General features: G+C 71.5%; 24 protein-coding genes and 1 tRNA gene. 11 read left to right on the top strand and 14 right to left on the bottom strand.

The window, feature by feature from the left end; all coding sequences use genetic code 11:
* Positions 1-125 precede the first annotated feature (125 nt).
* From arfA to BSB02_RS30110, 4 genes are read left to right on the top strand one after another with little or no spacing between them, the layout of a single operon-like run.
* Positions 126-1,631, top strand: a complete 1,506-nt coding sequence (gene arfA, locus BSB02_RS30125) for an arabinosylfuranosidase ArfA (RefSeq protein ID WP_084964012.1) — start codon at positions 126-128, stop codon at positions 1,629-1,631.
* Positions 1,632-1,634: 3 nt separating this feature from the next.
* Positions 1,635-2,975 carry an ABC transporter substrate-binding protein gene (locus BSB02_RS30120; RefSeq protein WP_084964010.1) on the top strand — a complete coding sequence of 447 codons (1,341 nt, stop codon included), beginning with the start codon at positions 1,635-1,637 and terminating at the stop codon, positions 2,973-2,975.
* A complete protein-coding gene (locus BSB02_RS30115) occupies positions 2,972-3,898 on the top strand; it encodes a carbohydrate ABC transporter permease (protein WP_206184962.1) in 927 nt (308 codons plus the stop codon). Before BSB02_RS30120 ends, BSB02_RS30115 begins: the two co-directional genes overlap by 4 nt.
* Positions 3,895-4,731 (top strand): carbohydrate ABC transporter permease, encoded by an 837-nt coding sequence (locus BSB02_RS30110; RefSeq protein ID WP_143591323.1) that lies wholly within the window; start codon positions 3,895-3,897, stop codon positions 4,729-4,731. Before BSB02_RS30115 ends, BSB02_RS30110 begins: the two co-directional genes overlap by 4 nt.
* A gap of 68 nt (positions 4,732-4,799) precedes the next feature.
* Here the strand turns inward: BSB02_RS30110 and pruA are convergent, their stop codons facing one another.
* Both pruA and BSB02_RS30100 read right to left on the bottom strand, forming a co-directional pair.
* On the bottom strand, positions 4,800-6,425 hold the full coding sequence (pruA, locus tag BSB02_RS30105; protein ID WP_084964008.1) for an L-glutamate gamma-semialdehyde dehydrogenase: 1,626 nt from the start codon (positions 6,423-6,425) through the stop codon (positions 4,800-4,802).
* Positions 6,426-6,427: 2 nt separating this feature from the next.
* On the bottom strand, positions 6,428-7,339 hold the full coding sequence (locus BSB02_RS30100; RefSeq protein WP_084964006.1) for a proline dehydrogenase family protein: 912 nt from the start codon (positions 7,337-7,339) through the stop codon (positions 6,428-6,430).
* A 76-nt stretch (positions 7,340-7,415) separates the two neighbouring features.
* On the opposite strand from BSB02_RS30100, the gene BSB02_RS30095 reads away from it, so the two are divergent.
* Positions 7,416-8,459 (top strand): PucR family transcriptional regulator, encoded by a 1,044-nt coding sequence (locus BSB02_RS30095; protein WP_084964005.1) that lies wholly within the window; start codon positions 7,416-7,418, stop codon positions 8,457-8,459.
* Between the two features lies 1 nt (position 8,460).
* Here the strand turns inward: BSB02_RS30095 and BSB02_RS30090 are convergent, their stop codons facing one another.
* From BSB02_RS30090 to BSB02_RS30080, 3 genes are all read right to left on the bottom strand, one after another.
* Positions 8,461-9,942: an AAA family ATPase gene (locus BSB02_RS30090; RefSeq protein ID WP_084964030.1), complete on the bottom strand. Its 1,482-nt coding sequence runs from the start codon at positions 9,940-9,942 to the stop codon at positions 8,461-8,463.
* 78 nt (positions 9,943-10,020) lie between these two features.
* Complete coding sequence (locus tag BSB02_RS30085; RefSeq protein WP_084964003.1) at positions 10,021-11,148, bottom strand: glycosyltransferase; 1,128 nt, start codon at positions 11,146-11,148, stop codon at positions 10,021-10,023.
* Positions 11,149-11,258: 110 nt separating this feature from the next.
* Positions 11,259-13,106, bottom strand: coding sequence for a SpoIIE family protein phosphatase (locus BSB02_RS30080; protein WP_084964001.1), 1,848 nt, complete (start codon positions 13,104-13,106; stop codon positions 11,259-11,261).
* 50 nt (positions 13,107-13,156) lie between these two features.
* On the opposite strand from BSB02_RS30080, the gene BSB02_RS30075 reads away from it, so the two are divergent.
* Positions 13,157-13,876, top strand: coding sequence for a GAF and ANTAR domain-containing protein (locus tag BSB02_RS30075; protein WP_084963999.1), 720 nt, complete (start codon positions 13,157-13,159; stop codon positions 13,874-13,876).
* Here the strand turns inward: BSB02_RS30075 and BSB02_RS30070 are convergent.
* Positions 13,862-14,203: an STAS domain-containing protein gene (locus BSB02_RS30070; RefSeq protein WP_084963997.1), complete on the bottom strand. Its 342-nt coding sequence runs from the start codon at positions 14,201-14,203 to the stop codon at positions 13,862-13,864. The two genes, BSB02_RS30075 and BSB02_RS30070, sit on opposite strands and share 15 nt — an antisense overlap.
* Positions 14,204-14,357: 154 nt before the next feature.
* Here BSB02_RS30070 and BSB02_RS30065 point away from each other — a divergent pair, with 154 nt between their 5' ends.
* From BSB02_RS30065 to BSB02_RS30055, 3 genes are all read left to right on the top strand, one after another.
* A complete protein-coding gene (locus BSB02_RS30065) occupies positions 14,358-15,128 on the top strand; it encodes a SigB/SigF/SigG family RNA polymerase sigma factor (RefSeq protein ID WP_084963995.1) in 771 nt (256 codons plus the stop codon).
* Between the two features lie 113 nt (positions 15,129-15,241).
* Positions 15,242-15,640, top strand: a complete 399-nt coding sequence (locus BSB02_RS30060; RefSeq protein ID WP_084963993.1) for an ATP-binding protein — start codon at positions 15,242-15,244, stop codon at positions 15,638-15,640.
* A 30-nt stretch (positions 15,641-15,670) separates the two neighbouring features.
* The gene (locus BSB02_RS30055; protein ID WP_084963991.1) at positions 15,671-16,969 is read left to right on the top strand and encodes an NAD(P)/FAD-dependent oxidoreductase; all 1,299 of its coding nucleotides are present in this window, start codon (positions 15,671-15,673) and stop codon (positions 16,967-16,969) included.
* A gap of 68 nt (positions 16,970-17,037) precedes the next feature.
* Here BSB02_RS30055 and BSB02_RS30050 read toward each other — a convergent pair whose 3' ends face one another.
* From BSB02_RS30050 to BSB02_RS30015, 8 genes are all read right to left on the bottom strand, one after another.
* Positions 17,038-17,232, bottom strand: coding sequence for a hypothetical protein (locus BSB02_RS30050; RefSeq protein ID WP_084963990.1), 195 nt, complete (start codon positions 17,230-17,232; stop codon positions 17,038-17,040).
* A gap of 6 nt (positions 17,233-17,238) precedes the next feature.
* The gene (locus BSB02_RS30045) at positions 17,239-17,958 is read right to left on the bottom strand and encodes a hypothetical protein (RefSeq protein ID WP_084963987.1); all 720 of its coding nucleotides are present in this window, start codon (positions 17,956-17,958) and stop codon (positions 17,239-17,241) included.
* A 6-nt stretch (positions 17,959-17,964) separates the two neighbouring features.
* Positions 17,965-18,603: a hypothetical protein gene (locus BSB02_RS30040; protein ID WP_240506765.1), complete on the bottom strand. Its 639-nt coding sequence runs from the start codon at positions 18,601-18,603 to the stop codon at positions 17,965-17,967.
* Positions 18,604-18,679: 76 nt separating this feature from the next.
* Positions 18,680-19,105, bottom strand: a complete 426-nt coding sequence (locus BSB02_RS30035) for a helix-turn-helix domain-containing protein (RefSeq protein WP_084963985.1) — start codon at positions 19,103-19,105, stop codon at positions 18,680-18,682.
* A 182-nt stretch (positions 19,106-19,287) separates the two neighbouring features.
* The gene (locus BSB02_RS30030; protein WP_143591321.1) at positions 19,288-19,728 is read right to left on the bottom strand and encodes a group I intron-associated PD-(D/E)XK endonuclease; all 441 of its coding nucleotides are present in this window, start codon (positions 19,726-19,728) and stop codon (positions 19,288-19,290) included.
* A gap of 59 nt (positions 19,729-19,787) precedes the next feature.
* A tRNA-Pro gene (locus tag BSB02_RS30025) sits at positions 19,788-19,862 on the bottom strand.
* A 362-nt stretch (positions 19,863-20,224) separates the two neighbouring features.
* On the bottom strand, positions 20,225-20,395 hold the full coding sequence (locus tag BSB02_RS40765; protein ID WP_158088762.1) for a hypothetical protein: 171 nt from the start codon (positions 20,393-20,395) through the stop codon (positions 20,225-20,227).
* Positions 20,395-20,754 (bottom strand): hypothetical protein, encoded by a 360-nt coding sequence (locus BSB02_RS30015; protein WP_143591319.1) that lies wholly within the window; start codon positions 20,752-20,754, stop codon positions 20,395-20,397. Before BSB02_RS30015 ends, BSB02_RS40765 begins: the two co-directional genes overlap by 1 nt.
* A 176-nt stretch (positions 20,755-20,930) precedes the next feature.
* Here BSB02_RS30015 and BSB02_RS30010 point away from each other — a divergent pair, with 176 nt between their 5' ends.
* Both BSB02_RS30010 and BSB02_RS30005 read left to right on the top strand, forming a co-directional pair.
* Positions 20,931-22,217 (top strand): helix-turn-helix domain-containing protein, encoded by a 1,287-nt coding sequence (locus BSB02_RS30010; protein WP_206184961.1) that lies wholly within the window; start codon positions 20,931-20,933, stop codon positions 22,215-22,217.
* Between the two features lie 652 nt (positions 22,218-22,869).
* Positions 22,870-24,129 carry an alpha/beta hydrolase gene (locus tag BSB02_RS30005; protein ID WP_240506768.1) on the top strand — a complete coding sequence of 420 codons (1,260 nt, stop codon included), beginning with the start codon at positions 22,870-22,872 and terminating at the stop codon, positions 24,127-24,129.
* Positions 24,130-24,266 lie beyond the last annotated feature (137 nt).

Here is a 24,266-nt window from a genome sequence, read left to right as displayed (position 1 = left end):
CGCCCGCCCGGGGCGGCGTAGTCGATGGTAACGCCCCGATATCAGGCCGCGGACCCCTGTTTACAACGTTGAAACAACGTTGTAGAACCTCTGCATCACCATCGTCGTACAGAGAGGCCATCCCTTTGACGACCCGCGCTCGTCTCACGCTCGACCCCGCCTTCCGGATCGCGCCGGTTGAGCCCCGCCTGTTCGGCTCGTTCGTCGAGCACATGGGCCGCTGCGTGTACACCGGGATCTTCGAGCCGGGACACCCGAGCGCCGACGCCGACGGCTTCCGCACCGACGTCCTGGACCTGGTACGCGAGCTCGGCGTCACGCTCGTCCGCTACCCGGGCGGGAACTTCGTGTCCAACTACCGGTGGGAGGACGGCGTCGGCCCCGTCGAGCAGCGGCCGACCACGCTCGACCTGGCCTGGCGCAGCGTCGAGGACAACCGCTTCGGCCTCAACGAGTTCATGGCCTGGGCCGCCAAGGCCGACGTGGAGCCGATGATGGCGCTCAACCTCGGCACCCGCGGCGTCGCGGAGGCCCTCCAGCTGGTGGAGTACGCCACCTACCCGGGCGGCACCCGGCTGTCGGAGCTGCGCCGCGCCCACGGGGTGGACAAGCCGCACGACATCCGCCTGTGGTGCCTGGGCAACGAGCTGGACGGGCCCTGGCAGATGGGCCACAAGACGGCCCGGGAGTACGGCAGGCTCGCCGCGGAGACGGCGCGGGCACTCAAGCGCTTCGACCCCACCCTATCCCTGGTCGCCTGCGGCAGCTCCAACAGCACCATCGAGACCTTCGGCGCCTGGGAGGCGGAGGTGCTGGAGGAGACCTACGACCTGGTCGACTACGTCTCGCTGCACGCCTACTACGACCCCTCCGACGGGGACGTGGACTCCTTCCTGGCCAGCGCCGCCGACATGGAGCACATGATCCGCTCCATTGCCGCGACCGCCGACCACGTCGCCGCCAAGCTGCGCAGCCGCAAGCAGCTCAAGCTGTCCTTCGACGAGTGGAACGTCTGGTACCAGAGCCGCTTCAAGGGCGAGGACTCGCTGGAGTGGAGCAGGCACCCGCGGCTGATCGAGGACTGCTACGACGTCACCGACGCGGTCGTGGTCGGCAGCCTGCTCATCACGCTGCTGCGCAACGCCGACCGGGTCGGCGTCGCCTGCCAGGCCCAGCTCGCCAACGTGATCGCGCCCATCATGACCGAGCCGGGCGGCCCCGCCTGGCGGCAGACCATCTTCCACCCCTTCGCGCTGACCGCCCGGCACGCGCGCGGCCAGGTGCTGCGGGTGGAGCCCGACTCGCCCACGATCGAGACCGCCAAGTACGGCGAGGCGCCCGTGGTGTGGGCGACGGCCACCCACGACCCGGCCACCGGCGAGCTGTCCCTGTTCGTCGTCAACCGCGACCGCCGCGAGCCGTGCGCCCTGGAGGTCGCGCTGCCCCGCGGCCTGGCCCCGGTGGAGCACCTGGAGTTGGCCGATGAGGACCCCTCGGCCCGCAACACCGCCGCCGAGCCGGACCGGGTGACCCCGCGGCCCGGCTCCGGCCTGGACTGCCAGGACGGCACCGCGACCCTCACCCTCCCGCCCACCTCTTGGACATTCGTCCGTTTCGCCGCTAAGGAGTAGGACATGACCCATCCACTGTCCCGCCGCGCCTTTCTGAACCTGTCGGGAGCGGCCGGCCTGACCGCCGCGCTGGCCGCCTGCGGCGGCGGCACCCGCCTGGGCACGGGCTCCACCACGCCGACGGCCGCCGCCCCCGCGTTCACGGGCGGCGAGTACACCGGGCCCAAGGTCACCCTGAGCTACTGGAACGGCTTCACCGGCGGCGACGGCCCGCACATGCGCACCATGATCGACGCCTTCAACAAGGAGTACGCCGGGCGGATCGAGGTGCGCAACGTCACCCGGCGGTGGGAGGACCTCTACCCGGCCATGCCGACCGCCATCTCCGCCGGCAACGGCCCGGACGTGGCGGTCATCCACAACGACTGGATCGGCACCTTCGCCGTCCGCCAGGTGCTCGTCCCCGTCGACGACGTCGTCGGCGCGCTCCAGCTCACCGAGGGCGACTTCATCCCGGCCGTGTGGAACGCGGGGGTCTACAACGGCAAGCGCTACAGCGTGCCGCTGGACGTGCACTGCCTGGGCGACTACTACAACGCCGCGCACCTGGAGAAGATCGGGCTGAAGGAGGCGCCCGGCGACAAGGCCGGCTACGAGGAGGCGCTGGCCGAGCTGAAGAAGGCCAGCGTCGCCCAGCCGTTCTGGATGCCCAACAAGTGGCCCGCCCACCTGATGTTCATGAGCCTGCTGTGGCAGCACGGCGGCGAGCTGTACAGCGAGGACGGCACCAAGGCGCTGTGGGGCTCCGAGCAGGGCGTGGCGGCCCTGAGCTGGATGGTGGAGCAGATCGACAAGGGCTACAGCCCGGCCAAGGTCGCCATCGACAGCCAGTACGCCGCCTTCAAGAACGACAAGGTCAGCCTCACCTGGGACGGCATCTGGCAGATCAACGACCTCAAGACCAACGCGCCCAGCCTGAAGTGGGGCCTGGCGCCGATCCCGAACATCGGCGGCACCCCCGCGGTGTGGAGCGCCTCCCACAACTTCGTGCTCACCAGCCAGGCCGGCAAGGACCCCAACAAGGTGCAGGCGGCCAAGGTCTTCATCGGCCACATGAGCCGCCAGTCCACCGAGTGGGCCAAGGCCGGCATGATCCCCGCGCGCAACTCCGCCCGGCAGGCGCCCGAGGTCGCCGAGCTGCCGCAGGTCAAGCTGGCCGCCGACATGAGCGTCTTCCACTTCCTGCCCGCCCTGCCCGGCGTGGGCGACGTGCAGGTCAAGGCGCTGGAGCTGGCCGTGGCCAAGGCCGTGCTCAAGGAGGCCGGCCCCGCCGACGCGCTGAAGGAGGGCGTGGCGACGGCCGACAAGCTGCTGGCGGAGAACAAGCGGAAGTACGGGCAGTGAGCGTCACGACGGCTCCGGGGGCGGTACGGCATGCCGCCCCCGCCCGCACGGCCAGGCGGATGCGGTGGTGGACGCCCTACGCCTTCCTGGCGCCCTACCTGGCGCTGTTCACGGTGTTCATGGTCGTGCCGATCGGGTTCGGTTTCTGGACCTCGCTGCACGAGTGGGACATCAACCTGCCGGCCAAGCCGTTCGTGGGGCTGGGCAACTACGCCGACCTGTTCGACCCGGGCAGCGTGGACGGCTCCCGCTTCTGGATGGCGATGCGCGCCACCGGCATCTTCACCGTGGCCTCCGTGCCGATCCTCATCGTCCTGCCGCTGGCCGTGGCGCTGCTGATGAACGGCCGGTTCAAGGGCCGCAACGTCTACCGCGCCGTCTACTTCGCGCCCTACGTCCTGGGCGTGGCCGTGGTCGGCCTGCTGTGGCGCTACCTGCTCGACGGCAACATCGGCCTGGTCAACCACTACCTCGGGCTGGAGGTGCAGTGGACCACCGACGTGCCGCCCGCCTGGATCGCGCTGGTGGGCGTGACCGTGTGGTGGACCCTGGGGCTGAACTCCGTGATCTTCCTGGCCGGGCTGCAGGACATCCCGCGCGAGCTGCACGAGGCGGCGATGGTGGACGGGGCGGGCCCGTGGCGGCGCTTCCGCGCGGTCACGCTGCCGGGGCTGCGGCCCGTCATGGTGTTCGTGGTCAACGCCACGATCCTGGCCTCGGCCAACATGTTCGGCCAGTCCTACCTCATCACCGCGGGCGCCCCCGCCGACCAGACCAAGACCGCGATCTACCTCATCGCCGAGACCGGCCTGCGCCAGTTCGACATGGGGACGGCCTCCGCCATGAGCTTCATCCTCGCGGCGTTCCTCATGGTGGCCAGCGCCCTGGTGTTCGGCGCGTTCCGAGACAGGCGGAAACCATGACACGAGACCTGCGCGGCCTGCGGCGGGCGCTGCTGCACCTGGTGCTGGCGGTGATCGCGGCGCTGTACCTGAGCCCGCTGCTGTACATGTTCGTCACGTCGTTCAAGACGCGCGAGGCGGCCCAGTCCACCACCCCGCGGTGGATCCCCGACCCGGTCACCACCGACGCCTACCGGGAGATCCTCTCCAGCCCCGACAGCCCGGTGCTCACCTGGTTCCTCAACAGCCTGCTGGCCGCGACCGGGCACGCCGTGCTGGTGCTGGTCACCGCCGCGCCCGCCGCCTACGCGCTGGCCCGGCTGCGCTTCCGGCTGCGCACGCCGATCTTCTCGATGATCGTGGCGACCCTGTTCGTGCCGCCGGTGGTGCTGCTGATCCCGAACTTCCTCATCGTCAACCAGCTGGCCTGGGTGGACAGCCTGCCCGCCGTCATCGTCCCCGCGGCGGCCGGCGCCTTCGGGGTGTTCTTCCTGCGGCAGTTCTTCCTCACGCTCCCCGGCGAACTGGAGGAGGCCGCCGAACTCGACGGCTGCAACCGCTGGCAGATCTTCGTCTCGGTGGCGCTGCCGCTGTCCAAGCCGGCCCTGGCGACGCTGTTCCTGCTGTCGTTCCTGGCCAACTGGAACGACTTCCTGTGGCCCCTCTACGTGCTGCTCAGCCCCGAGGCGCTCACGCTCCCGGCGGGGCTGGGCAACTTCCAGAGCGCCAACAACATCCGCTACGACCTGCTGATGGCCGGGGCGGTCATCGCCAGCGTCCCGGTGCTGCTGCTGTACGCGGTCGCGCAGCGGTGGGTGATCGAGGGCATCTCGCGCTCGGGGCTCAAGGGCTGAAAGCCTCCGCGAGACAGGGCGGGGGGCCCCGGGGGCAGGGGTCCGGGGCGCCCCGCCGCATTCGGGGATCAGCCCATGTGCGGGTAGCGGTAGTCGGTCGGCGGGACGAACGTCTCCTTGATCGTGCGGGCGTTCACCCAGCGGATCAGGTTGAAGATCGAGCCCGCCTTGTCGTTGGTGCCCGAGGAGCGGGCGCCGCCGAAGGGCTGCTGGCCGACGACCGCCCCGGTGGGCTTGTCGTTGACGTAGTAGTTGCCCGCGGCGAAGCGCAGCTTCTCGGACGCGGCGGCGATGGCGTGGCGGTCCTGCGCGATGAACGAGCCGGTGAGCGCGTACGGCGAGACCGACTCCATCTGCTCCAGCACGGCGTCGAAACGGGAGTCGTCGTAGACGTGGACGCCCAGGATCGGGCCGAAGTACTCCTTGACGAAGACCTCGTCGGTGGGGTCGTCGCAGACCAGGACGGTCGGCTTGACGAAGTAGCCGGTCGAGTCGTCGTAGGAGCCGGTGAGGACGTCGATCGAGGAGGTGGCCTTGGCCCGGTCGATGGCGGCCTTGTGCTTGGCGAAGGCCCGCTCGTCGATGACCGCGCCCATGAAGGTGGACAGGTCGGCGGCCACGTCGCCGACGGTCAGCGACTCGGCGGTGCCGACCAGGTCGTCCCTGAGCCGGGTCCAGATCGAGCGCGGGATGTAGGCGCGGGAGGCGGCCGAGCACTTCTGGCCCTGGTACTCGAAGGCGCCGCGGACCAGGGCGGTCAGCAGTACCCCCGGGTCGGCCGACGGGTGGGCCAGCACGAAGTCCTTGCCGCCGGTCTCGCCCACCAGGCGCGGGTAGCTCTGGTAGGCCGAGATGTTCTCGCCGACCGTGCGCCACAGGTGCTGGAAGGTCGCGGTGGAGCCGGTGAAGTGGATGCCGGCCAGCGCCGGGTGGGTCAGCGCCGCCTCCGAGACGGCCTGGCCGTTGCCGGTGACCATGTTGATCACGCCGGGCGGCAGGCCGGCGGCCTCCAGCAGCCGCATGGTGAAGTGGGCGGCGAACTGCTGGGTGGGCGACGGCTTCCAGACCACGACGTTGCCCATCAGGGCGGCGGAGGTCGGCAGGTTGCCGGCGATGGCGGTGAAGTTGAACGGCGTGATCGCCAGGACGAAGCCCTCCAGCGGGCGGTACTCCATCCGGTTCCACACGCCCGGCGACGACATCGGCTGCTCGGCGTAGAGCTGCCGCGCGTAGGCCACGTTGAACCGCAGGAAGTCGATCAGCTCGCACGCCGAGTCGATCTCCGCCTGCTGCACCGACTTGGACTGGCCCAGCATGGTCGCGGCGTTCAGCGTCGCGCGCCACGGCCCGGCCAGCAGCTCGGCGGCCTTGAGGAAGACCGCGGCCCGCTCGTCGAAGGACAGCGCCCGCCACGCCGGGGCCGCGGCCAGCGCCGCGGAGATCGCGTCCTGCACGTCCTGGGCCGTAGCGTCGTTGGTACGGCCCAGGACGGCGGCGTGGTTGTGCGGTTGGACCACGTCGATCGGCGCGCCCCCGCCCATCCGCTGCTGCCCGTCGATGGTCATCGGCAGCTCGATGGCGGATCCGGCCAGCTCCTTGATGCGGTTCTCGAGCGCGGTGCGCTCGGCGCTGCCCGGCGCGTAGCCGTACACCGGCTCGTTGGCCGGGACCGGCACGTTGCTGATGGCGTCCATTGCTACTTACCCCCAAGGGCACGAAGGAAGAAGGCGACGTTGGCGGGGCGTTCGGCGAGGCGGCGCATGAAGTAGCCGTACCAGTCGTCGCCGTAGGGGACGTAGACGCGGACCGTGTGGCCCGCGGCGGCCAGCTCCTCCTGGCGGTCGGTCCTGATGCCGTAGAGCATCTGGTACTCGTAGTCGCCGAAGGTGCGGCCGAAACGATCGGCGAGCAGCTCGGTGATGGAGATGATCCGGTCGTCGTGCGTCGCCACCATGGGGTACCCCTTCCCCGCCATGAGGATGCGCAGGCATCGCACGTAGGCCCTGTCGACGTCCGTCCTGCTCTGGTGGGCCACCGAGGCGGGCTCGCGGTAGGCGCCCTTGACCAGGCGCACGCGGGAGCCCTCCACGGCCAGGTCGCGCAGGTCCCCGGGCGTGCGGTGCAGATAGGCCTGGATGGCCACGCCGGTGGCGGGGAAGTCCTCCCGCAGGGCGCGCAGCACCTCCAGCGTGGAGTCGACGGTCGTGTGGTCCTCCATGTCCAGGGTGACCATCGAGCCGGCGGCGTGCGCCGCCGCGCAGATCTCCCTGGCGTGCTCCAGCGCCATCTTCTCGTCGATGGCCTGGCCGACGGCCGACAGCTTCACCGAGGCCTCGGCCCGCAGCCCGGCCTCGCGCAGGGCGTCCATCAGCGCGACGTACGCCTTGGCCGTCGCGGCGGCCTGGGCGGAGTCGCGGGTCTCCTCGCCCAGGTGGTCGACGGTGGCCGACAGCCCGGCGGCCGTCAGGCGGCGCACCGCCGCGACGGCGTCGTGCGTGGTCTCACCGGCGACGAAGCGGTCGACGACCTTGCGGGTGAGCGGCAGGCCCGACACCGAGCGACGCACGAGCCTGCTCCGCGATGCGGCGAGCAGCAGTTGACCGAGCATGCTCACAGCGTAAGTCGCCGGCTCAGACCTGCTCCATCGACGTTCGTCACGGCGGATGTGGCATGCTGTTGGACAAATGTACAACCAGGCGGAGCTGCAGGACACCGTCGAGGAGATCGCCCGCGTCCTGGGCGCCTCGGCGACGCTGGAGGACCGGTCCTTCCGGCTGCTGGCGTACGGCGCGCAGCGCGGCGAGGTCGACTCGGTGCGGCAGGAGTCCATCCTGCGCCGGGCCGCCACGCAGGAGGTGCGCGACTACTTCGAGGGCTTCGGCATCGCCCGCGCCGAGGGCCCGGTCCGCATCCCGGCCCACGGCGAGCTGAAGGCCCGGGTCTGCTGGCCGCTGCGGCACCGGGAGGTGGCCTACGGCTACCTGTGGCTGCTGGACTCCGGCAGCCTCACCGACGCGGTGCTGGAGCGCGCCGCCCCGCTGGTCGCCCGGGCCGCGCAGGTGCTGGCCCACGAGGCGCGCAGCCGCCAGGCACAGGGCAGGGAGCTGGACTGGCTGCTGTCGCCCGATCCGGAGGAGCGCGGGCGGGCCGTGCTGGACCTGGCCGGGCCGGTGGCGGCGATAGCCGTACGGGAGTCGGACCGGGTGGCGCCGCTGTGGACGCTGCCGCGCGGCGTGCTGGCCCGCGTCGGCTCGCCGGTGGCGCTGCTGTGCCCGGCGCACCTGGCCGAGGAGGTCGCCTGCACCGTCCAGTCCCTGTACGGCACGGCCGCCGGGCTGGGCGCGCCCCGGCCGGACGCCTCGGAGGCCTGGCAGAGCTGGCGCGAGGCCCGGCACGCGCTGCGCGTGGCCGAGCACTTCCCCCGCTTCGCCCCGCTCGCCCGCTGGCGAGACCTGGGCGTGCACCGGCTGCTGGCCCGCCTGCCCGCCGCCGACCTGCGCGAGCTGGCCGCCGAGACCTCGGGGCTGGACCCCGAGCTGGCGCGGACCGTCGAGACCTACCTCGACCTGGGCGGGCAGGCCCAGGAGGCGGCGGCCAGGCTCGGCGTCCACCGCCAGACGCTGTACTACCGCCTGGCCAAGGCCGAGCGGCGGCTGGGGCGCGACCTCGGCGACGGCGACGACCGGCTGGCCGTGCACCTGGGGCTCAAGGCCGCGCGCCTGGTATAGCTCACCTAGGGCGGAGGAAGACCCGGCCGGGCCGCGCCGCCGCGATTCCCGGCGCCGGGAAGCCCGGCGGCTCCTCGCCCTGTCCCTCCTCCTCGTCGCCGGGGGCCGAGCCCAGCAGGGAGCGGGTCAGCGCCTCGCGGGAGGCCATCATCTCCTCCAGCGCCGCCGACAGGTGCCCGTCGGTCAGCGCGCCGACCCGGCCGTCCTCGCGCAGGGCCACCAGCACGGCACGGCGCAGCAGCTCCTTGAAGAACGACGCGGTCATGCCCTCGGTCCTGGCGACGATCGGCTCCAGGTCGGCGCGCAGCTCCAGGTCGCGGCTGTACAGGCGCAGCAGCGCCCGCCGGGCCTCGGCGTCGGGCCTGGGCACCTCCACGGCCAGGTCGATCCGGCCGGGCCGGTTGGCCAGCGCGTCCTCCAGCACCTCGGGCCGGTTGGTGGTCAGCACGAAGGTGACGTCGGCGTCGCCGCCGATCCCGTCCATCGCGTCGAACAGCGTGAACAGCAGCGGGCTGGAGTCCTCCATGAGGCTGCGGTCCTGCGCGACCAGGTCGACGTCCTCCAGCACCACCACCGCGGGCTGCAGCCGCCGGGCCAGCCCGGCCGCCTGGCCGATGAACTGCATGGCCGGGCCCGACATGACGATCACCGTCACGCCGGGCAGGCGGCTCATGAGGTAGCGGACCGTGTGCGTCTTGCCCGTGCCGGGCGGCCCGTGCAGCAGCAGGCCGCGCTTGAGGTGCTGGCCGTGCGCCCGCAGCGCCTCGGCGTGCTCGGCGATGCCGATGACGTGCCGCTCGACCGTCTCCAGCACGCCCTCGGGCAGGATGACGTCCTGCGGGCGCAGGGCGGGGCGGGGGAAGAAGCTCACGACGCTGTTGCCGCGGTGCTCGTTGAAGCCGAAGGTGAGGACCTGCCCGCGGTACACGTCGTGCTCGCGCATCAGCCGCTCGATCTCGGCCCGCGCGGCGGTGGCGCTGGACCGCGAGGCGGCCAGGATCTCCACCCGGCAGCCCTCCATGCCGTACATCTCGGCCGGGCCGCGCATGCCCAGCACGATGGGCGCGCCGTCGGGGGCGCGGGTCAGCACCAGGCCGAAGGTCACCACCTCGACGGCCTCGTCAGGGCCGGTGGCGGCGGTCCGGTAGTCCACCGCGCCGATCTCGTAGCGCTCCCAGCGGGAGCTGACCGCCAGCAGGTTCATGAAGTCGGTGTGCTCGCGGCCATGCCCCGACACGCCGAACCATTCGGCCTGCGGGCTGTGCGCGGCGAGGTAGGCGTCCACGCCGCGCTGCAGGTTGACGTGCTCCCACTCCGGGAAGGCCAGGGTCACCGAGACCAGGTCGCGCAGCCGTCCGCCGACGTGGTCGGAGACCTTGACGTACAGCTCGGGCGGCGGCTGGGACTCGTCCACCAGATGGTGGGCCTGCTGCAGCAGCGACTTGAGCGCCAGGGCGAGGGATCGTGCGTCTGCGACGTCCATGCCGATCACTCTGGCAGAGTTTCGTCCGTCGCGCGTTCGGCGCTCCGTGCTCGGGGCGCCTTCAAGGCCCGGGATTGCTCAATGGGCGGCCAGCGCGTCCTCGTAGACCCTCAGCAGCTCGTGGCTGATGCGGTCCCAGCTGTAGCGGGAGCGGGCGCGGTCGGCCCCGGCGTAGCCCAGCGCCGTGCGCCGGGTGGGGTCGGCCAGCAGCTCCCGGGTGAGCCGGGCGGTGTGCGCGGGGCGGTCGGGCGGCACCAGCAGGCCGGTGACGCCGTCGATGACCGAGTCGAGGTGGGCGCCCACCGCGGAGGCGACCACGGGCACGCCGCAGGCCATGGCCTCCAGCGCCACCGAGCCCGTGCCGGTCTCGCGCGGCAGGGTGAGCACGATGTCGGCGCCTCGCATGAGGCGGGGGACCGAGCTGCGCGGCACCCTGCCCAGCAGCGTCACGCGCTCGGCCACGCCGATCTGCTCGGCCAGGGCGCGCAGCCGGGCGATCTCGGGGTCGTCGCCCAGCTGCTCCGGCGGCGGGCCGCCGGCGACGACCAGCTCCACGTCGGGGAGCCCGGCCATGGTCCGGATGACGGTGTGGGCGCCGTCCTCGGGGGTCACGCCGCCGACGTGCAGCAGCCGCGGCCTGCCGCCGCGTGCGGCCGCCGGTCCGTGGCGGTGGAACCTGCCGGTGTCCACCCCGTACGGCACGACCGTGATGTGGTCGCGGGGCACGCCCAGCCGTACCAGCTCCGACTCCTCGTCGCCGCACCCGGCGATGACCGTGTCGGCGCGGCGGCCCAGCGCCCGTTCGAGCTTGAGGTGCTGGGGCGTGTCGTGCGCGGGCGGCAGCCGGTGGCACAGGGACTGCATGATGGGCACGCCCAGGTCCTTGGACCCGGCGACGGCGGCCAGCCCGCCGGTCCAGGAGTAGGCGTGGATGACGTCCGGGGGATCCTCACGCCACCGCTGGGCCAGCTGGCGGCTCACCAGCGGCAGGTACGGCGCGGCCTCGTCGGGCTGGAGCGGCCGCGGCGGCCCGGCGGTCAGGTGCTCCACCACGACGCCGGGCGCCACACGCACCCGGTCCTTGCCGTCGGGGCACTGGCGGCGGGAGTAGATGGTCACCCGATGCTCGTGGCCCAGCTCGCGGGCCGCGGAGAGGATCTGGTGACGGCGGGTTCCTCCGGCGGAGGACACGATCGCTATGTTCATGGCACCCCCAGGCAGGGAGGTCCAGATGGGGTGCCTGCGTCTTAGGCACTACCACAAGGAAATACCCGATATGCCGCATGATGCAACGGGCGAGGTCACAACGGGCGAGGTCACACCGCCCGCAACGCCATCACCACGATCTCGTCCCACACCTGGCCACCGGCGAAGGCGTGCCGGTCCTCCTCGACCGCCTTGACGACCGTCGCCGGCGCCTGCCCCACGGTCCTGGCCAGCACGTCGGCCAGCCGGTCCTCGCCGTACGGCTCGCCGCGGTGGTCGCGCGAGGAAAGCAGGCCCTCGGAGTACAGCACGAGCTGCTGGCCCCGGCGCAGCGTCAGCTCCTCCACCTGCGTCTCGGCCTGCGGCGAGATGCCCAGCGGCACGCCGCCGCCCGCGGTGAAGCGGACCGTGCCGTCGGGCTGCACGAGCGCGGCGGGGTGGTGACCGGCCGAGGACAGCCGGATGCTCCTGCCCCGCACGAACCCGGCCAGGGCCATGACGAACATGCCGGTGCCCTGGCTGACCAGGGCCTCGTTCACCTTGCGCACGGCCTGGTCGGGATCGGACTCCCAGACGCTCAGCAGCCGCAGCCCGCCGCGGACCATGGCGCTGACCGAGGCGGCCTCCTCACCCTTGCCCGCCGCCCCGCCCAGGGCGAAGCCCCAGCCGCCGGAGACGGGGAAGACGTCGTAGAACTCGGCACCCACCGAGGCGCCCGGGTGGTAGATGGCCGCCGCCTCGAACCCGGGCACGTCCGGCAGCGTGCGCGGCACCACGCTGGCCACCAGCGCGTCGGCCACCCGCGACCGGCTGGCGATCTCGGCCTGCGCCCGCAGCGCCAGGCCGAGCTGCTCGCCGATCTCCTCCACCAGCCACAGGTCGGCCAGCGTGAAGGGCGGCTTGTCGTGGGAGCGCACCAGCGTCAGCACGCCCTCGCCGTCCCCGATCCGCGCGCACAGCAGCGACCCGGCGTCGATGGCCGTCGCCAGCGGCCCCCCGGCCGAGGGCCCCAGCAGCGTCTCGTCGTCGACCATCTCGTGGACCTGGCCGGAGCCGCGCTCCAGCACCTGGGTGATCATGGGGCTGGCGGCGGGTTCGGCCTGCTCGACCAGCCGTACCAGCTCGCCCACCGGGTGGTCGCGCGGCGCGACCACCGCCGAGCGGCGCAGCCGCCCGCCGCGCACCAGGTCGGCGATGACCCAGTCGCCCAGCTCGGCCGCCAGCAGCCGGGCGGCCCGCGCCAGCCCCACCGGCTGCAGCAGACTGTCGGGCTCCAGCAGCAGCGCCGAGGTCCTGGCCAGCACCTCCTGCCGCCTGGCCGCCTCCACCAGCAGGTGGGCCTCCGACAGGTCCGGGCGGCCCCAGCCGGGCTCGGGCGGCTGGACCTCGGTGGGCAGCGCCACGGCGGCGACCATCGGCTGCGGCTCGCCCGGCATGGTCAGCCGGGTCAGCACGAGCTGCACCGTGTGCGTCCTGCCCTGGTGGGCCAGGCGCGACTCGAAGGCGGCCGGCTGCCCGGTCTGCAGCACCGAGGTCAGGTGCGAGCGGAACGCGGCTCGCCGGGAGACGTCAACCAGCAGCGGGAACGAGCGGCCCACCAGGTAGCCGTCCGGGCTGCCCAGCAGCCGCGTGGTCTCCTCGTTCACGCGCCGCACCACGCCGCCGCCGTCCAGCAGCGCGACCGGCACCGGGAAGGCGCGGAAGACCTGCCGCAGCAGCTTCAGCTCCCGCTGTCCCGACCCCTTCTTCTGCTGCTGCTGCCTGCCCGGAGCCTTGCGCAGCTCCACGCGGGCGGCCTCCAGCAGGTCGACGGCGGTGGCGAGCTCGGCCAGCGCCGCGGCCAGCGTGGGCCCCGGCGCGTCGGGGTAGGCCGAACTGGCCTCGCGAAGCTGGGCCACGCGGGCGCTGAGCTGGTCTACCGCGTGCTCGAGCGCGTCAAGCGACATAGGGTCGGTCATCTCCTCGACGTTACGATTAATCCAGGCTCGACGGGAAGGGATCTCGTGTCATGGACTTCAAGGCGATGATCACTCCCGGTCTCGCAAGAGATCTTGCCGCACTCGGCCGGCTCAGCGAGGAGACCTCGACCGAGCGCGTGTTGCGCGGTCTGACGACCACGCTGGCCACCGGCGTGCCCGGCTGCTCAGGCGGGTCGGTCGAGCAGTGGCGCGACAGCCGGGTGCTGGTCTCCGCCTCCCACAGCGAGCTCATCACCCTGGTGGAGGCCGAGCGGGACCTCGGCGAGGGCCCGAGCCTGGAAGCCAGGAAGACCGGCCGCCGGGCGACGGTGCCCGACGTCCTGCATGAAGCTCGATGGCCACGATACGCGACGCTCGCCGTCAGCTACGGAGTGCGGTCGGTGCTCGTGCTGCCGGTCGAGGTGGCGCCGGCCCAGTTCGTGGTGGGGCTGTACTCCGTGCGGCCCGACGCCTTCCCGGTGGAGGGCGCCGCCGCCCTGGCCGACATGCTCGCCGAGCAGCTCAGCGTCGCCATGGCCAACATGTGGGACTTCGACGAGGTGCGCACCGGCGCCGCCCAGCTGCAGGAGGCTCTGGCCGGCCGCTCGCTCATCGACCAGGCCAAGGGCATCATCATGAAGGCCAGCGGCTGCTCGGCCGAGGACGCCTTCGAGGAGCTGCGCCGGGTCTCCCAGCAGCACCAGATCAAGGTGGCCGACCTGGCCCGGCAGCTTGTCGAGGAGCATCAGCGCGGCTCACGCCGACGCTAGGGCCGCCTCGAGCGAGTCATACAGCGGCAGCCGCTCGGCCAGCCCCGTGATCCACATCACCTTGGCGGTCGAGTAGCGCACGCCCACCAGGGCGAACTTCACGTCGGCGGTCAGGCTGGTCTGCCAGCGGTGCACGATCAGCCCTAGCGCGCGCGAGTCCATGAACGTGACGCCGGACAGGTCCAGGATCAGGTCGCCCGGTATGCCCGCCAGCCCCTCGGCGAACTGCTCACGGGTCGTGGCGTCGAGCACGCCTGCCACGCGCAGGACGGTGAACCCGTCGGCGGTGGACGGCGTCAGGCTGAGAGCGGCGTCCGGGTTTGTCACGAGGCAACCTTACTGTCACCTCGCGAGCGATGAATACATCGAGGGAAACGGGGGATACTTGGCGCGAAGTCCAGCAGAGGGCTTGCGAAAGCTGTGCCTCTGCATGGGCTTTTTTCCTGTGCGGGGGCCGTCATTCCCATAGAGGAGTCAACCGATGGCTCTGCAGGAACGCGCGCTCGAAGAGATGACCGCCGAGGAGCTCCTGGCCGACATGGCCAGGCCGGGAATCTCCGACTACGACAGGGAACGGCTGCGCGAGCGGATCGTGGAGATGCACCGCCCGCTGGCCATGGAGATAGCACGCCGCTACCGCTACCGCGGCGAGCCGCTGGAGGACCTGCTGCAGGCCGCCTACGTCGGCCTCATGAAGGCGATCAACGGATTCGACCCCACGCTCGGTCACGCCTTCCGCGGCTACGCGGTGGTCACCATGACCGGCGAGGTCAAGCGCCACTTCCGCGACCGCACCTGGGCGATCCGCGTGCCGCGGCTGTACCAGGAGCGGCGCTCGGAGCTGAACCGCCTGATCTCCGACCTGAGCCAGGACCTGGGCCGCTCGCCCACGGTCCAGGAGCTGGCGGCCAAGATGAACATCTCCGAGGAGGAGGTCCTGCTCACGCTGGACGCCTCGGCCGCCTACAGCACGCTGTCGCTGGACGCCCCGCTGGGCGCCGACGACGACGCGGCCTCCCTCGGCGAGCTCATCCCCGAGGCCGACGACTCCCTGAGCACCATGGTCGACCGCGAGGCGGTCAAGCCCCTCATCGACGCCCTCCCGTACCGGGAGAAGCACATCCTGCTGCTGCGCTTCTTCGGCAACATGACCCAGGCCGAGATCGCGGCGGAGTTCGGCATCTCACAGATGCACGTCTCGAGAATTCTGCGCAAGGTCCTCGACCAGCTTCGCACCGAGCTCGTGGGGTAGACGCCCCGCCGGGCGGGTGCTCGTCGGCAACGATTGGCGGAACGGTGACGAGGGAGGTCCCAGGTCCGTCCCCGGGCTTCACCGGCCCCCCGTCCGGGGTGCCCGTCAGCCGGATGACGTTCCGGCTGGCCGACCTGCCGAAGGTCAGGCACGTCACCGAGGACGCCGCCCGTGGGCTGGGCCTGGGCGAGGACGCGGTGGGCGACGTGGTGGTGGCCGTCAACGAGGTCGCCACCAACGCCGTCACCCACGGGGACCCCGACGGCGCCCAGCTGGTCGTGTGGTGCGCCGACGACTCCATGGTCGTGGAGATCCACGACCGCGGCACCTGGACGCCGGAGGGCACGCCGGGGGAGGCCGCCCCCGCCCCGCACGCCACCAGGGGGATGGGCCTGTGGCTGGCGCGCCTGCTGGCCGACGCCTTCGCCGTCCGCACCGGGCCCGGCGGCAGCACCGTCACCATGCGTTTCACGGGCAGCGGCGCGGGCGGGAGATTCCCGGGTGAGGCCTGAACCGGGACCCGCGGGGAAGGGGTCCATGCCATGAGACCGCGCATCCTCATCGTCGGAGGCGGCTACGTCGGCATGTACACCGCCCTGCGCCTGCAGCGCAGGCTGCGGCCGGGCGAGGCGGAGATCACCGTGATCGACGCCGACTCCTACATGACCTACCAGCCGTTCCTCCCCGAAGCCGCGGCCGGCAACCTCGAGCCGCGCCACGTCGTCGTCCCGCTGCGCCGAGTCCTGAAACGCTGCACGATCCTCAACGGCTGGGTCACCAGGATCGACACCGCCGGGCGGTTCGTGGAGTTCAGCCCGCGCCGCGGCGACCCGCGGCGCGTGGAGTACGACCTGCTGGTCGTGGCGCCCGGCTCGATCTCCCGCACGCTGCCCATCCCCGGGCTAGCCGAGTACGGCATCGGCTTCAAGACCGTCGAGGAGGCCATCGCCCTGCGCAACCACGTGCTCGCCCAGCTCGACCTGGCCGCCTCCGTCACCGAGGAGTCCATCAGGCGCGAGGCGCTGACCTTCGTCTTCGTGGGCGGGGGCTACGCCGGGGTGGAGGCGCTGGCCGAGCTGGAGGACATGGCCCGCGACGCCTGCCGCTACTTCCCGACCATCGAGCCGGGCGACATGAAGTGGTACCTCATCGAGGCCACCGACCGCATCCTGCCCGAGGTGGGGCCCGAGATGGGCCGCTGGACCCTGGAGCAGCTGCGCGCCCGCGGCATCGACGTGCGTCTGGGCACCAGGCTGGAGTCGGTCAAGGACGGCCACGTCGTGCTCGACGACGGCACCGAGTTCGACGCCGCCACGCTGGTGTGGACGGCCGGGGTCAAGCCGCACCCCGTCGTCCGCTCCGGCGACCTGCCGATCGACGACAAGGGCCGCGTCAAGGCCACCGCCTTCCTGACCGTGGACGGGCGCGAGAACGTCTTCACCGCGGGGGACTGCGCCGCCGTACCGGACCTGACCAAGCCGGGCCGGCTCACCGCGCCCAACGCGCAGCATGCCGTACGGCAGACGAAGGTCCTGGCCGGCAACGTCGTGGCCACGCTGCGGCAGGAGCCGCTGCGGCAGTACCGGCACGCCTACGCCGGCTCGGTCGCCAGCCTCGGCCTGCGCAAGGGCGTCGCGCAGATCTACGGGCGCGAGCTGCGGGGGCCGCTGGCGTGGTTCGTGCACCGCACCTACCACCTGTCGCGCGTGCCGACCGTCAACCGGAAGGTGCGGGTGCTGGTCGACTGGACGCTCGCGCTGTTCTTCCGGCGGGACATCGTCGCGCTGGGCGCTCTGACGCATCCGCGCCAGGAGTTCGAGTACGCCGCCCGGGAGTCATGATGACAGGGACGTCCCCTGCGAGCGGGGACGTCCCTGTCTCTATGTCCTACGGGCTTACCGTGGGCCTTTCAGCGTCGGGTCCTGCCCCGCCATCCGCTGTAGCTGCGGATGCTCGCCGTACCCACGCCCGCCTGGTGCAGGGCCAGCAGGCACAGGCCCAGCAGCATGAAGGTGGTGCCGGAGATCCCGGCGCCGATCCGGACGTTCACTAAGTCGAACAGGAACCCCAGGCCGAAGATGATGGCCGCGACGACTGCCAGCACGCTCGCTCACCTCCCCTCGGACAGGGTCAGCAGCCGCTCCAGCACCGCGCGGTAGTCGCGCAGCGCGCGGCGCAGCTGCTCGGTGTCCTGCTCGCCGGCGTTCTTCCACCGGTCGCGCAGCTCGTTGGTCCGGCCGGTCAGCGAGGTGGTCAGGGCGACGACCAGCTCCTCCACCAGCTCGTCGGCGCGCTCGACCGCCTGGCGCGGCTCGTCCACGAACCCGGACTGCACGTCGCGCCAGCGCTCCCGCACCTGCGCGGGATCCCGGTCCAGCAGGGCGTCGCCGCCCTGGTACGGCACGGCGTGCGCGTGCTCGGGCTCGGGAGCGATGAGCACGTCACCGGCTTCGGGTGTCGCGGTGCCGGAGGGCGCGGCGCTCGGCGTCGTGGCGGCGCCGGGCGTCGTCGCGCTCTCGTCGGCCCGCTGGCCGGGGACGCGCAGCTCGTCGCGGCCCTCGTCGCGGTCCTGGTCGTAGGTCGCCGGCTCGCCGCGGTTCTCGTCCTCGCGGGCCAGCGGCTGCTCGCCCTGGAGGTCGGTGCGGTAGTCGTGCGGCTGGGACGTCGCCTCGTCGCGGACGGGCTCCGGGCTCTCCTGCCCCTCCCTCGCCCGCTGGGCCTCGAACTGGCCGGCGCGCTCCTGCTCGGCACGCTCGGCCTCGGCGGCGTCGCGGTGCTGCTCCTCCAGCCGCGTCGCCGTCAGCTCCTCATCGGTCCGCCTGTCTTGCATATGGGATCACCGTCCTGTGGTGTTGTCGTGGCGACGGTGGTGCTCGGCGTCCTGGTGTTCCACGCGGTCCTGGTGGTCGGCGTGGTCCTGGCCGGCGCGGTCCTGGCGCTCCGCCGGCTCCTCCAGCAGCTCCTGGAACAGCGCGCGGTAGTGCACCATCGCCTGGCGCAGATCCTCGGTCGACGCCTCCTTGCGCGCCGCCCTGGCGCTGATGTCGTGCGCCTTGCGGTAGTGGTCGAGGGTCGCGGCGTGCGCCACCGACAGGGTCGACATCCGCTCCTCGAAGTCGTCGGTGGGGTAACCGCGCTCGGCCATGACCGCCGTCACCAGCTGGTCGGCCTCGGTCACCGCCATGGCGGGGGAGTCGACGAAGCGCTCCTGGACCTCCGTCCAGCGCTTGGCATAGGTCTGGCGGCTCTCGGGGGCCAATGGCCGGATGTCCAGCTGCGAGAACCGCTGCTCACGGGCCAGCAGCTCCTGCTCGGCCTCCTTGCGGTTCTCCGACTCCGCCACCAGACGGTCGTATTCCGGGCCGAACCGTGCGCGGAGGCGGTTACGACGCTGCTGCTGCAGCACCACGTAACCCACGGCGGCGACAGCCACCACCGCGACCACCACAACGGCCACCCAGATGAGGGTTTCCATGGACATATCCACGCCTCCGGGGGGTGTCTCTTGGTCGCTCAGCGACTGCCCTGGAGACGCTGTCCGAAACGCGGACTCAGTCCGCCTGTAGCGCCTTTCGCGCAGCTTCGAGCACTTGCGCCACGTGAGAACCGCGCGGATCGGCGGGCACCTCGGCGAAGCCCCGCTCGGGGTCGTAGGCGACGTCCAGGCCGTTGTCGACCAGCCGCTGCGCCCACCGGAGCGCGGTGTTGACCTTCTCCGGCGCCAGGGTCCTGCCCTGGGCGACGGCCGACAGGTTGCGCAGGTTCGTCGCCGGACCGGACTGGGCGTGCCGCCTGGCCAGCTTCCACGGGATGGCCGCGCTGTGGTCGAGCATCGGCTTGGCCAGCCCGGCCGCCCGCTTGGCCTGCAGTACCCCCGACTCGCTCACTCCGAAGTGCTCGGCCAGCTCGCGCACGCTCCGCCCCTCGGCCACCAGCCTCGCCAGCTCCGCCCGGTCGATCGTCGGCCTGCGTGCCACCCGCCGCCGTCCTTTCCCGCCCGCGAGTGTGCGCGGGCGCCTTGGATGTGCGCTAAGGCTATGACGTCAAGCGGGGCGAGCGGACTTACTTCTCAAGCGTCATCTGGTGGCGTACCCGCAGAGCATCGAGGTGTCGGCCCAGGCGTGACGAGGGCCCCGAAATCGGGGCCCTCGTTTGATTCTTAGAGTTGGATGGCCAGGCTTGCGGCTGAGCCGACGCGGTAGTCCTGGTAGTGACTCAAGGTCATAGTGACCTGTCCCGCTACTTCGGATGCGGGGACGAGGTAGATCGCCAGGTCGCCGTCGATGATGAAGAACCAGTCCACGGTGCCGTTGACGTAGGCGAGGCGGGACACGCTCTTGGAGACGTTCGAGGGTCGGCGTCCGATGTTGACGAGCCAGTTCCCGTTGTCTCGGTAAGTGGTGGTCTTCACTTGGACCGTCTTGACGAGGTCGCCCTTGCGAACCACGAGGTCGTAGGTGGTGGGCTTCCGCGGTTCGTCGATTTCGAAGCCTCGGATCTGGAACCAGGCTGTAGCGATGCTTTCGGCGGCATCGCGGAGACGGCTCATATCGGGTGTGCCTATTGGGGTAGGGGTGGTGCGCGATGTGAGAGTTCGCATGGCCGACATAGTAGAGGGGTTTGATCACCAAGTTACGGTGATCAAACCCCTTCGGTATGTCGGGACGGCGAGATTCGAACTCGCGGCCCCCAGACCCCCAGTCTGGTGCGCTAACCAAGCTGCGCTACGTCCCGTCAGTCCTCGGTCAAGGAGGTTGTCTCCTCGTCCGGGCTTGTGGTCCAAAGACTATCACGGTGCCGGACCACCCGATTCAACTCTCACATCGCGCCGGGTGGTCCGGCGTACCCGACTGTACTTGGCCGCGGAGTCGAAGCCCAGATCGTCGATGACCGCGCCAGGGAGGGGGCCGCGGGATGACCGGCCCGCTCTCGCGACGGGTACGGCGGCGCGGGATGCGGCATGCTTCCCGCCACCCGGAAGACGGAAAGGATCACCGCGCCGCCGTACCCCGCAAGCGGGTGCGATGGCACGAGGACGGGGGCATCCCCCGCCGCCGCGCTCCGGCGGGAGACAGACCGTGCCACCGCACCCCGTCTCACGAGGAAGCGGCCAGACCGTCGGACGCAAGGTAGCGGGCGATCACCGCACGGTCGTCCTCACTGGCCAGGGCCGCCTGGCAGGACCTGAACCAGGCCACCAGGCAGGCATAGACGTACTCCCGCGAGGGCAGGCCCACCGACATCGAGACGTACGCGGGCACGTACATCAGCCGCACTCCCCACGACGCAGCGCCGCCAGCGGGCGTGTCCTGCGCAGATCCCGGTAGCGGAAGGCGACGCGGCGAGCGGCACGCTCCGGATCGCAGGCGGGATGCCAGGCGTACACCGGCCTTTTGCGCCGTTCGTCCCAGCCCGACCGCCACCAGAACCGCTCACCGTTGCACCAGACCAACAGACCGACCCAGACAGAGACCACGGCCAGGCCGTAGCCATCGGTGACATCCGCCTCGATGCCGAGACCACGCAGCGCAGACTGCAAGTCGGACGCCGCGCCCACGGCCGGAGACGTCAGCACCGCGAGGCAATCCGCTCCAGCAGGAAAACCGTGCCCACTAGGCTTGATCACGGGTCAGGACCTCGATTCCTGATCAAGGACCCGCCGGGCGATTGGGCGCTTCGGCAGGTTCCGCTGTTCACCTCGTTGTCATCCATCACACCGCCGACTGGCCTGCGCCAATAGGTGCGCCTGAGGGACACTGGGGGATAGTGGTGATGTCCCCCGTCACGACGAGAGGCAGACGCATGGCGGCCAAGAACGTGCCCGCCTGGGCGGTCCGGCTTCGGGCCGAGCGGCGTAAGCGGTGTTGGTCGCAGACCGAGATGGCCAAGCAGTTGTGCGAGGCAGCCGACAGCGCAACGAGGGCGCACCTGCCGTCACGTGAATCCATCGTGCGGCGCATCAAGGCGTACGAGGCGGGGCAGCACCAGCCGGACGATCCCTATCGCCTGCTGTACTGCCGCGTGTTCGGGTTGAGCGAAGAGGAACTGTTCGGCGCGACCCCCGATGCGCCCGCAGCCAGTACCACGGCCCCTGAAGACGACGAGCTCGACGCCCTGGAACTGGCACGGCGCTGCGCGGCGAGCGACGTGGGCAACGAGACGTTGGAGCGCCTGGAACTGGCCGTTGACGACCTCGCGACCGCCTACCCGCGCACGCCACCGGCCGTACTGCTCAGCCGCGTACGGCGGCACCTGGCGTACGTGGCCCAGTTGATGGACGCCAGGAAGACCCTCGCGGAGCACCGCCGCTTGCTCGTGATCGGAGGCTGGCTCTCGCTGCTGGCATCGACCTGCCACATCGACCTCAACCAGTTCCGGGCCGGTGGCGCGCGGCTCAGGACCGCCGCCGAGCTTGCCAAGCAGGCGGAACACGCTGAGATAGCGGCCTGGTGTCTGGAGACGGAGGCGTGGCAGGTCCTGACTGTCGGCGACTACCAGCGAGCCATCACGTTGTCGCAGGGTGCCCAGGCCCTCGCTCCCCGGCGCAGTTCGGCCTACATCCAGGCGACCGCGCAGGAAGGCCGGGCGTGGGCGCGCCTGGGGGCCGGGCCGGAGACCCGAGACGCCCTGAACCGCGTCGCCAAGCTGGTGTCAGCGCTCCCGATGCCCGACCGGCCCGAACACCACTATCGCTACGACCCGGCCAAGAGCGAGGCGTACATCGCCACCACCCTGTCGTGGCTGGGTGACCCGGCGGCTGAGCGGTACGCCCGGCAAGTGCTCGCCCGGCTGGAGTCTCCGCCGGAGGGTCCGCCGCGCCCCCGCCGAGCAGTGTCCGCCCGCCTGGACCTGGCATTGGCGCTCATTGCCACCGGCCAGCCCGACGAGGCCAGCGAGGTGACGCTGTCAGCCATCACGAGCGGGCTCTTGGTGCCGTCGAATTACTGGCGGGCGGGTGAGGTGATCAACGCGGTGGAGGCGAGACGCTTGCCCGAGGCGAGCGAGCTTCGCGAGGCTTACCGCGAGTTCTGTACGGCACCGGCACGGCCGCTGTCACCCGCCAACGGCAACCCGATGACGGATGACTAACTGGGTGACAACCGCCCTGGAAGGCGCCGGACAGCCAAGCACATCCATGGAGCGTCGTGCAGGTCGAGCCGCAAATTCGCAGTGCTCCTGCGATCTTCAAAGGTGACTGGGGGGTCAAGGGGTCGCAGGTTCAAATCCTGCCCTCCCGACTGATGCACAAGGCCGGTCGGCGTCGGTAATGGAGTCAAGGTCGGCGCGGCGAAGATCATGGCGGCGCAGATGCTCGTAGCCGAGCTTGGTGACGGCCTCGTCCCAGTGCGTGGCGTGCCGGAGAACCGCGGGGTCCGCTGAACGGGCGGGCGTCCGGGTCATCCTGGACGGCGGCAAGACGCCGGCTCACGGATCTCCTCGATGATCGGCGCCCTCCGGCGCGCTTGCCTTCGGCGCCCTTGTCGATGAGTCCACCCAGGCGTCGGTGGCGTAGGCCCGGACGCCGCAGACCTCGCCGATGCGCGCGGCCGTCTACGTCGAACGCCCTGGCGTACAGGAGTCCGGTGAGCCCGCCCTTCGGGTGTTCAGGGTCGGGTCAGGGGAGATTCAGGTGTTCCCCTGGGGCGTGGGCCGTCGATGCCCGGGTTGACTGGGGCCCGTGATGGAGGGGAGTCGGCGTGCCACCGGCCGGCGCCGGTCGCGGCTGGTGACAGGCTTGGCCGTGGTCGCTGTGACGCTGGTGGCCTCGGTGTGCGGCCTGGCCCTGCTGATGGCGGTCGCGAAGGTCACCGCCACACCGGCGCTGTTCGTGGGCGCCGGCATGGGGGCGTTCCTGGCCGTGGGCTACGCCGGCACGGCGCTGGTCGCGGCCAGGCGGATATCGGCGGCGCGGCGGCGCGCGGCGCGGTGGGCCATGTTCGCGGCCGGTTCGCTCCTGCCGGCCGCGGTGTTCGCCTGGGCCGCCCTCGTGCCGCGGCCGGCATCCCCGCCGTCGGGCATCGCCGTACCGGGTGCCTTCCAGGTACGGCTGGCCACCGGATCCCGGCTCACCGTGGTCAAGCTGCCCGCACGCACCACGACGCGGCGCCCGCCGATCATCGTGGTCCACGGCGGCCCCGGCGTGCCCGAACTGGAGGAGAACGCCCGCTCGCTGGCCGCCCTCACCGGCCGGGGATTCGACGTCTACCTCTACGCCCAGCTGGGCACCGACGGCTCTGCGCGCCTGGCCGACCCGCGCGGCTACACCCGCGAACGCGACGTGGCCGACCTGGAAGGCCTGCGCGAGCGGCTGGGGCTGGACAGGGTCGTGCTGCTCGGCCACTCCTACGGCGGCGAGATCGCCGCACGCTACCTCGCCGCCCATCCCGGCCGGGTCGCCAAGCTGGTGCTGACCTCGCCCGGGCCCGTGGACCCCGCCGACACCAGCGCCACCCTCGTCAGCGGCCGCCTCGACCCGGCGCGGAAGGCCGAGCTGTCTGCCGAACTGCTCGCGCCCCGCCCGCTGCTGGCGTACTTCCTGCTGCAGGTCAACCCGTCGGCGGCGCACGCGTTCATGCCCGACGCCGAGGCCGACGCCCGCAATGACACCGTGGTGGGCCTTGCCCAGCCGGCGCTGCACTGCCGGGGCGCGGAGCCGCCTGAGCGGCCGGTCCGGGGCACCGGCTTCTACGCGATGCAGTACCCGCAGTCGGCGACCGCCCCGCGCCCCGGCGACCCGCGCCCGGCGCTGGCCGGCCTGCCCACACCCGCCCTCATCGTCAAGGGCTCGTGCGACTACCTGTCCTGGCGCTCCGCGACGGCCTACCGGGACCTGCTCCCGAACGCGCGCCTGATCTACATGCCCGGCGCCGGCCACAACGTCTACCACGGCGGGCGCACGGCGGTGCTCGACGTCATCGCCGCGTTCCTCACCGACCGTCCCCTCCCCGTCGCACCCTTCACGGGCAGGACGCCGCCCGCCGGCTATGAGGGGCCGCCGTAAAAGGCGAGCCGCAAAAGGCGATCGGCGGCTCGCGCGGACGGCCTGCGGTCTCATCACAGCGGTGACCGTGAGAGCCGCGATCGGGGGCGGTTCACCGGGAGTCAGGACGAGAGTTAACCTTGCGCTGATGAAGCCGT

The organism is Thermoactinospora rubra (genome assembly GCF_002093975.1).
In the GTDB taxonomy this organism is placed as follows: Bacteria; Actinomycetota; Actinomycetes; order Streptosporangiales; family Streptosporangiaceae; genus Nonomuraea; species Nonomuraea rubra_A.
This window is presented reverse-complemented; position numbering and strand designations above follow the sequence as displayed.

Coding starts and splice junctions, on each gene's coding strand:
- BSB02_RS30085 (WP_084964003.1), bottom strand. CDS start 11,148: ATGAACATAGCGATCGTGTCCTCCGCCGGAGGAACCCGCCGTCACCAG.
- BSB02_RS30110 (WP_143591323.1), top strand. CDS start 3,895: ATGACACGAGACCTGCGCGGCCTGCGGCGGGCGCTGCTGCACCTGGTG.
- BSB02_RS30065 (WP_084963995.1), top strand. CDS start 14,358: ATGGCTCTGCAGGAACGCGCGCTCGAAGAGATGACCGCCGAGGAGCTC.
- BSB02_RS30045 (WP_084963987.1), bottom strand. CDS start 17,958: ATGCAAGACAGGCGGACCGATGAGGAGCTGACGGCGACGCGGCTGGAG.
- BSB02_RS30075 (WP_084963999.1), top strand. CDS start 13,157: ATGGACTTCAAGGCGATGATCACTCCCGGTCTCGCAAGAGATCTTGCC.
- BSB02_RS30120 (WP_084964010.1), top strand. CDS start 1,635: ATGACCCATCCACTGTCCCGCCGCGCCTTTCTGAACCTGTCGGGAGCG.
- BSB02_RS30030 (WP_143591321.1), bottom strand. CDS start 19,728: ATGCGAACTCTCACATCGCGCACCACCCCTACCCCAATAGGCACACCC.
- BSB02_RS30095 (WP_084964005.1), top strand. CDS start 7,416: ATGTACAACCAGGCGGAGCTGCAGGACACCGTCGAGGAGATCGCCCGC.
- BSB02_RS30060 (WP_084963993.1), top strand. CDS start 15,242: ATGACGTTCCGGCTGGCCGACCTGCCGAAGGTCAGGCACGTCACCGAG.
- BSB02_RS30010 (WP_206184961.1), top strand. CDS start 20,931: ATGGCGGCCAAGAACGTGCCCGCCTGGGCGGTCCGGCTTCGGGCCGAG.
- BSB02_RS30100 (WP_084964006.1), bottom strand. CDS start 7,339: ATGCTCGGTCAACTGCTGCTCGCCGCATCGCGGAGCAGGCTCGTGCGT.
- BSB02_RS30080 (WP_084964001.1), bottom strand. CDS start 13,106: ATGACCGACCCTATGTCGCTTGACGCGCTCGAGCACGCGGTAGACCAG.
- pruA (WP_084964008.1), bottom strand. CDS start 6,425: ATGGACGCCATCAGCAACGTGCCGGTCCCGGCCAACGAGCCGGTGTAC.
- BSB02_RS30040 (WP_240506765.1), bottom strand. CDS start 18,603: ATGGAAACCCTCATCTGGGTGGCCGTTGTGGTGGTCGCGGTGGTGGCT.
- BSB02_RS30090 (WP_084964030.1), bottom strand. CDS start 9,942: ATGGACGTCGCAGACGCACGATCCCTCGCCCTGGCGCTCAAGTCGCTG.
- BSB02_RS30055 (WP_084963991.1), top strand. CDS start 15,671: ATGAGACCGCGCATCCTCATCGTCGGAGGCGGCTACGTCGGCATGTAC.
- BSB02_RS40765 (WP_158088762.1), bottom strand. CDS start 20,395: ATGTACGTGCCCGCGTACGTCTCGATGTCGGTGGGCCTGCCCTCGCGG.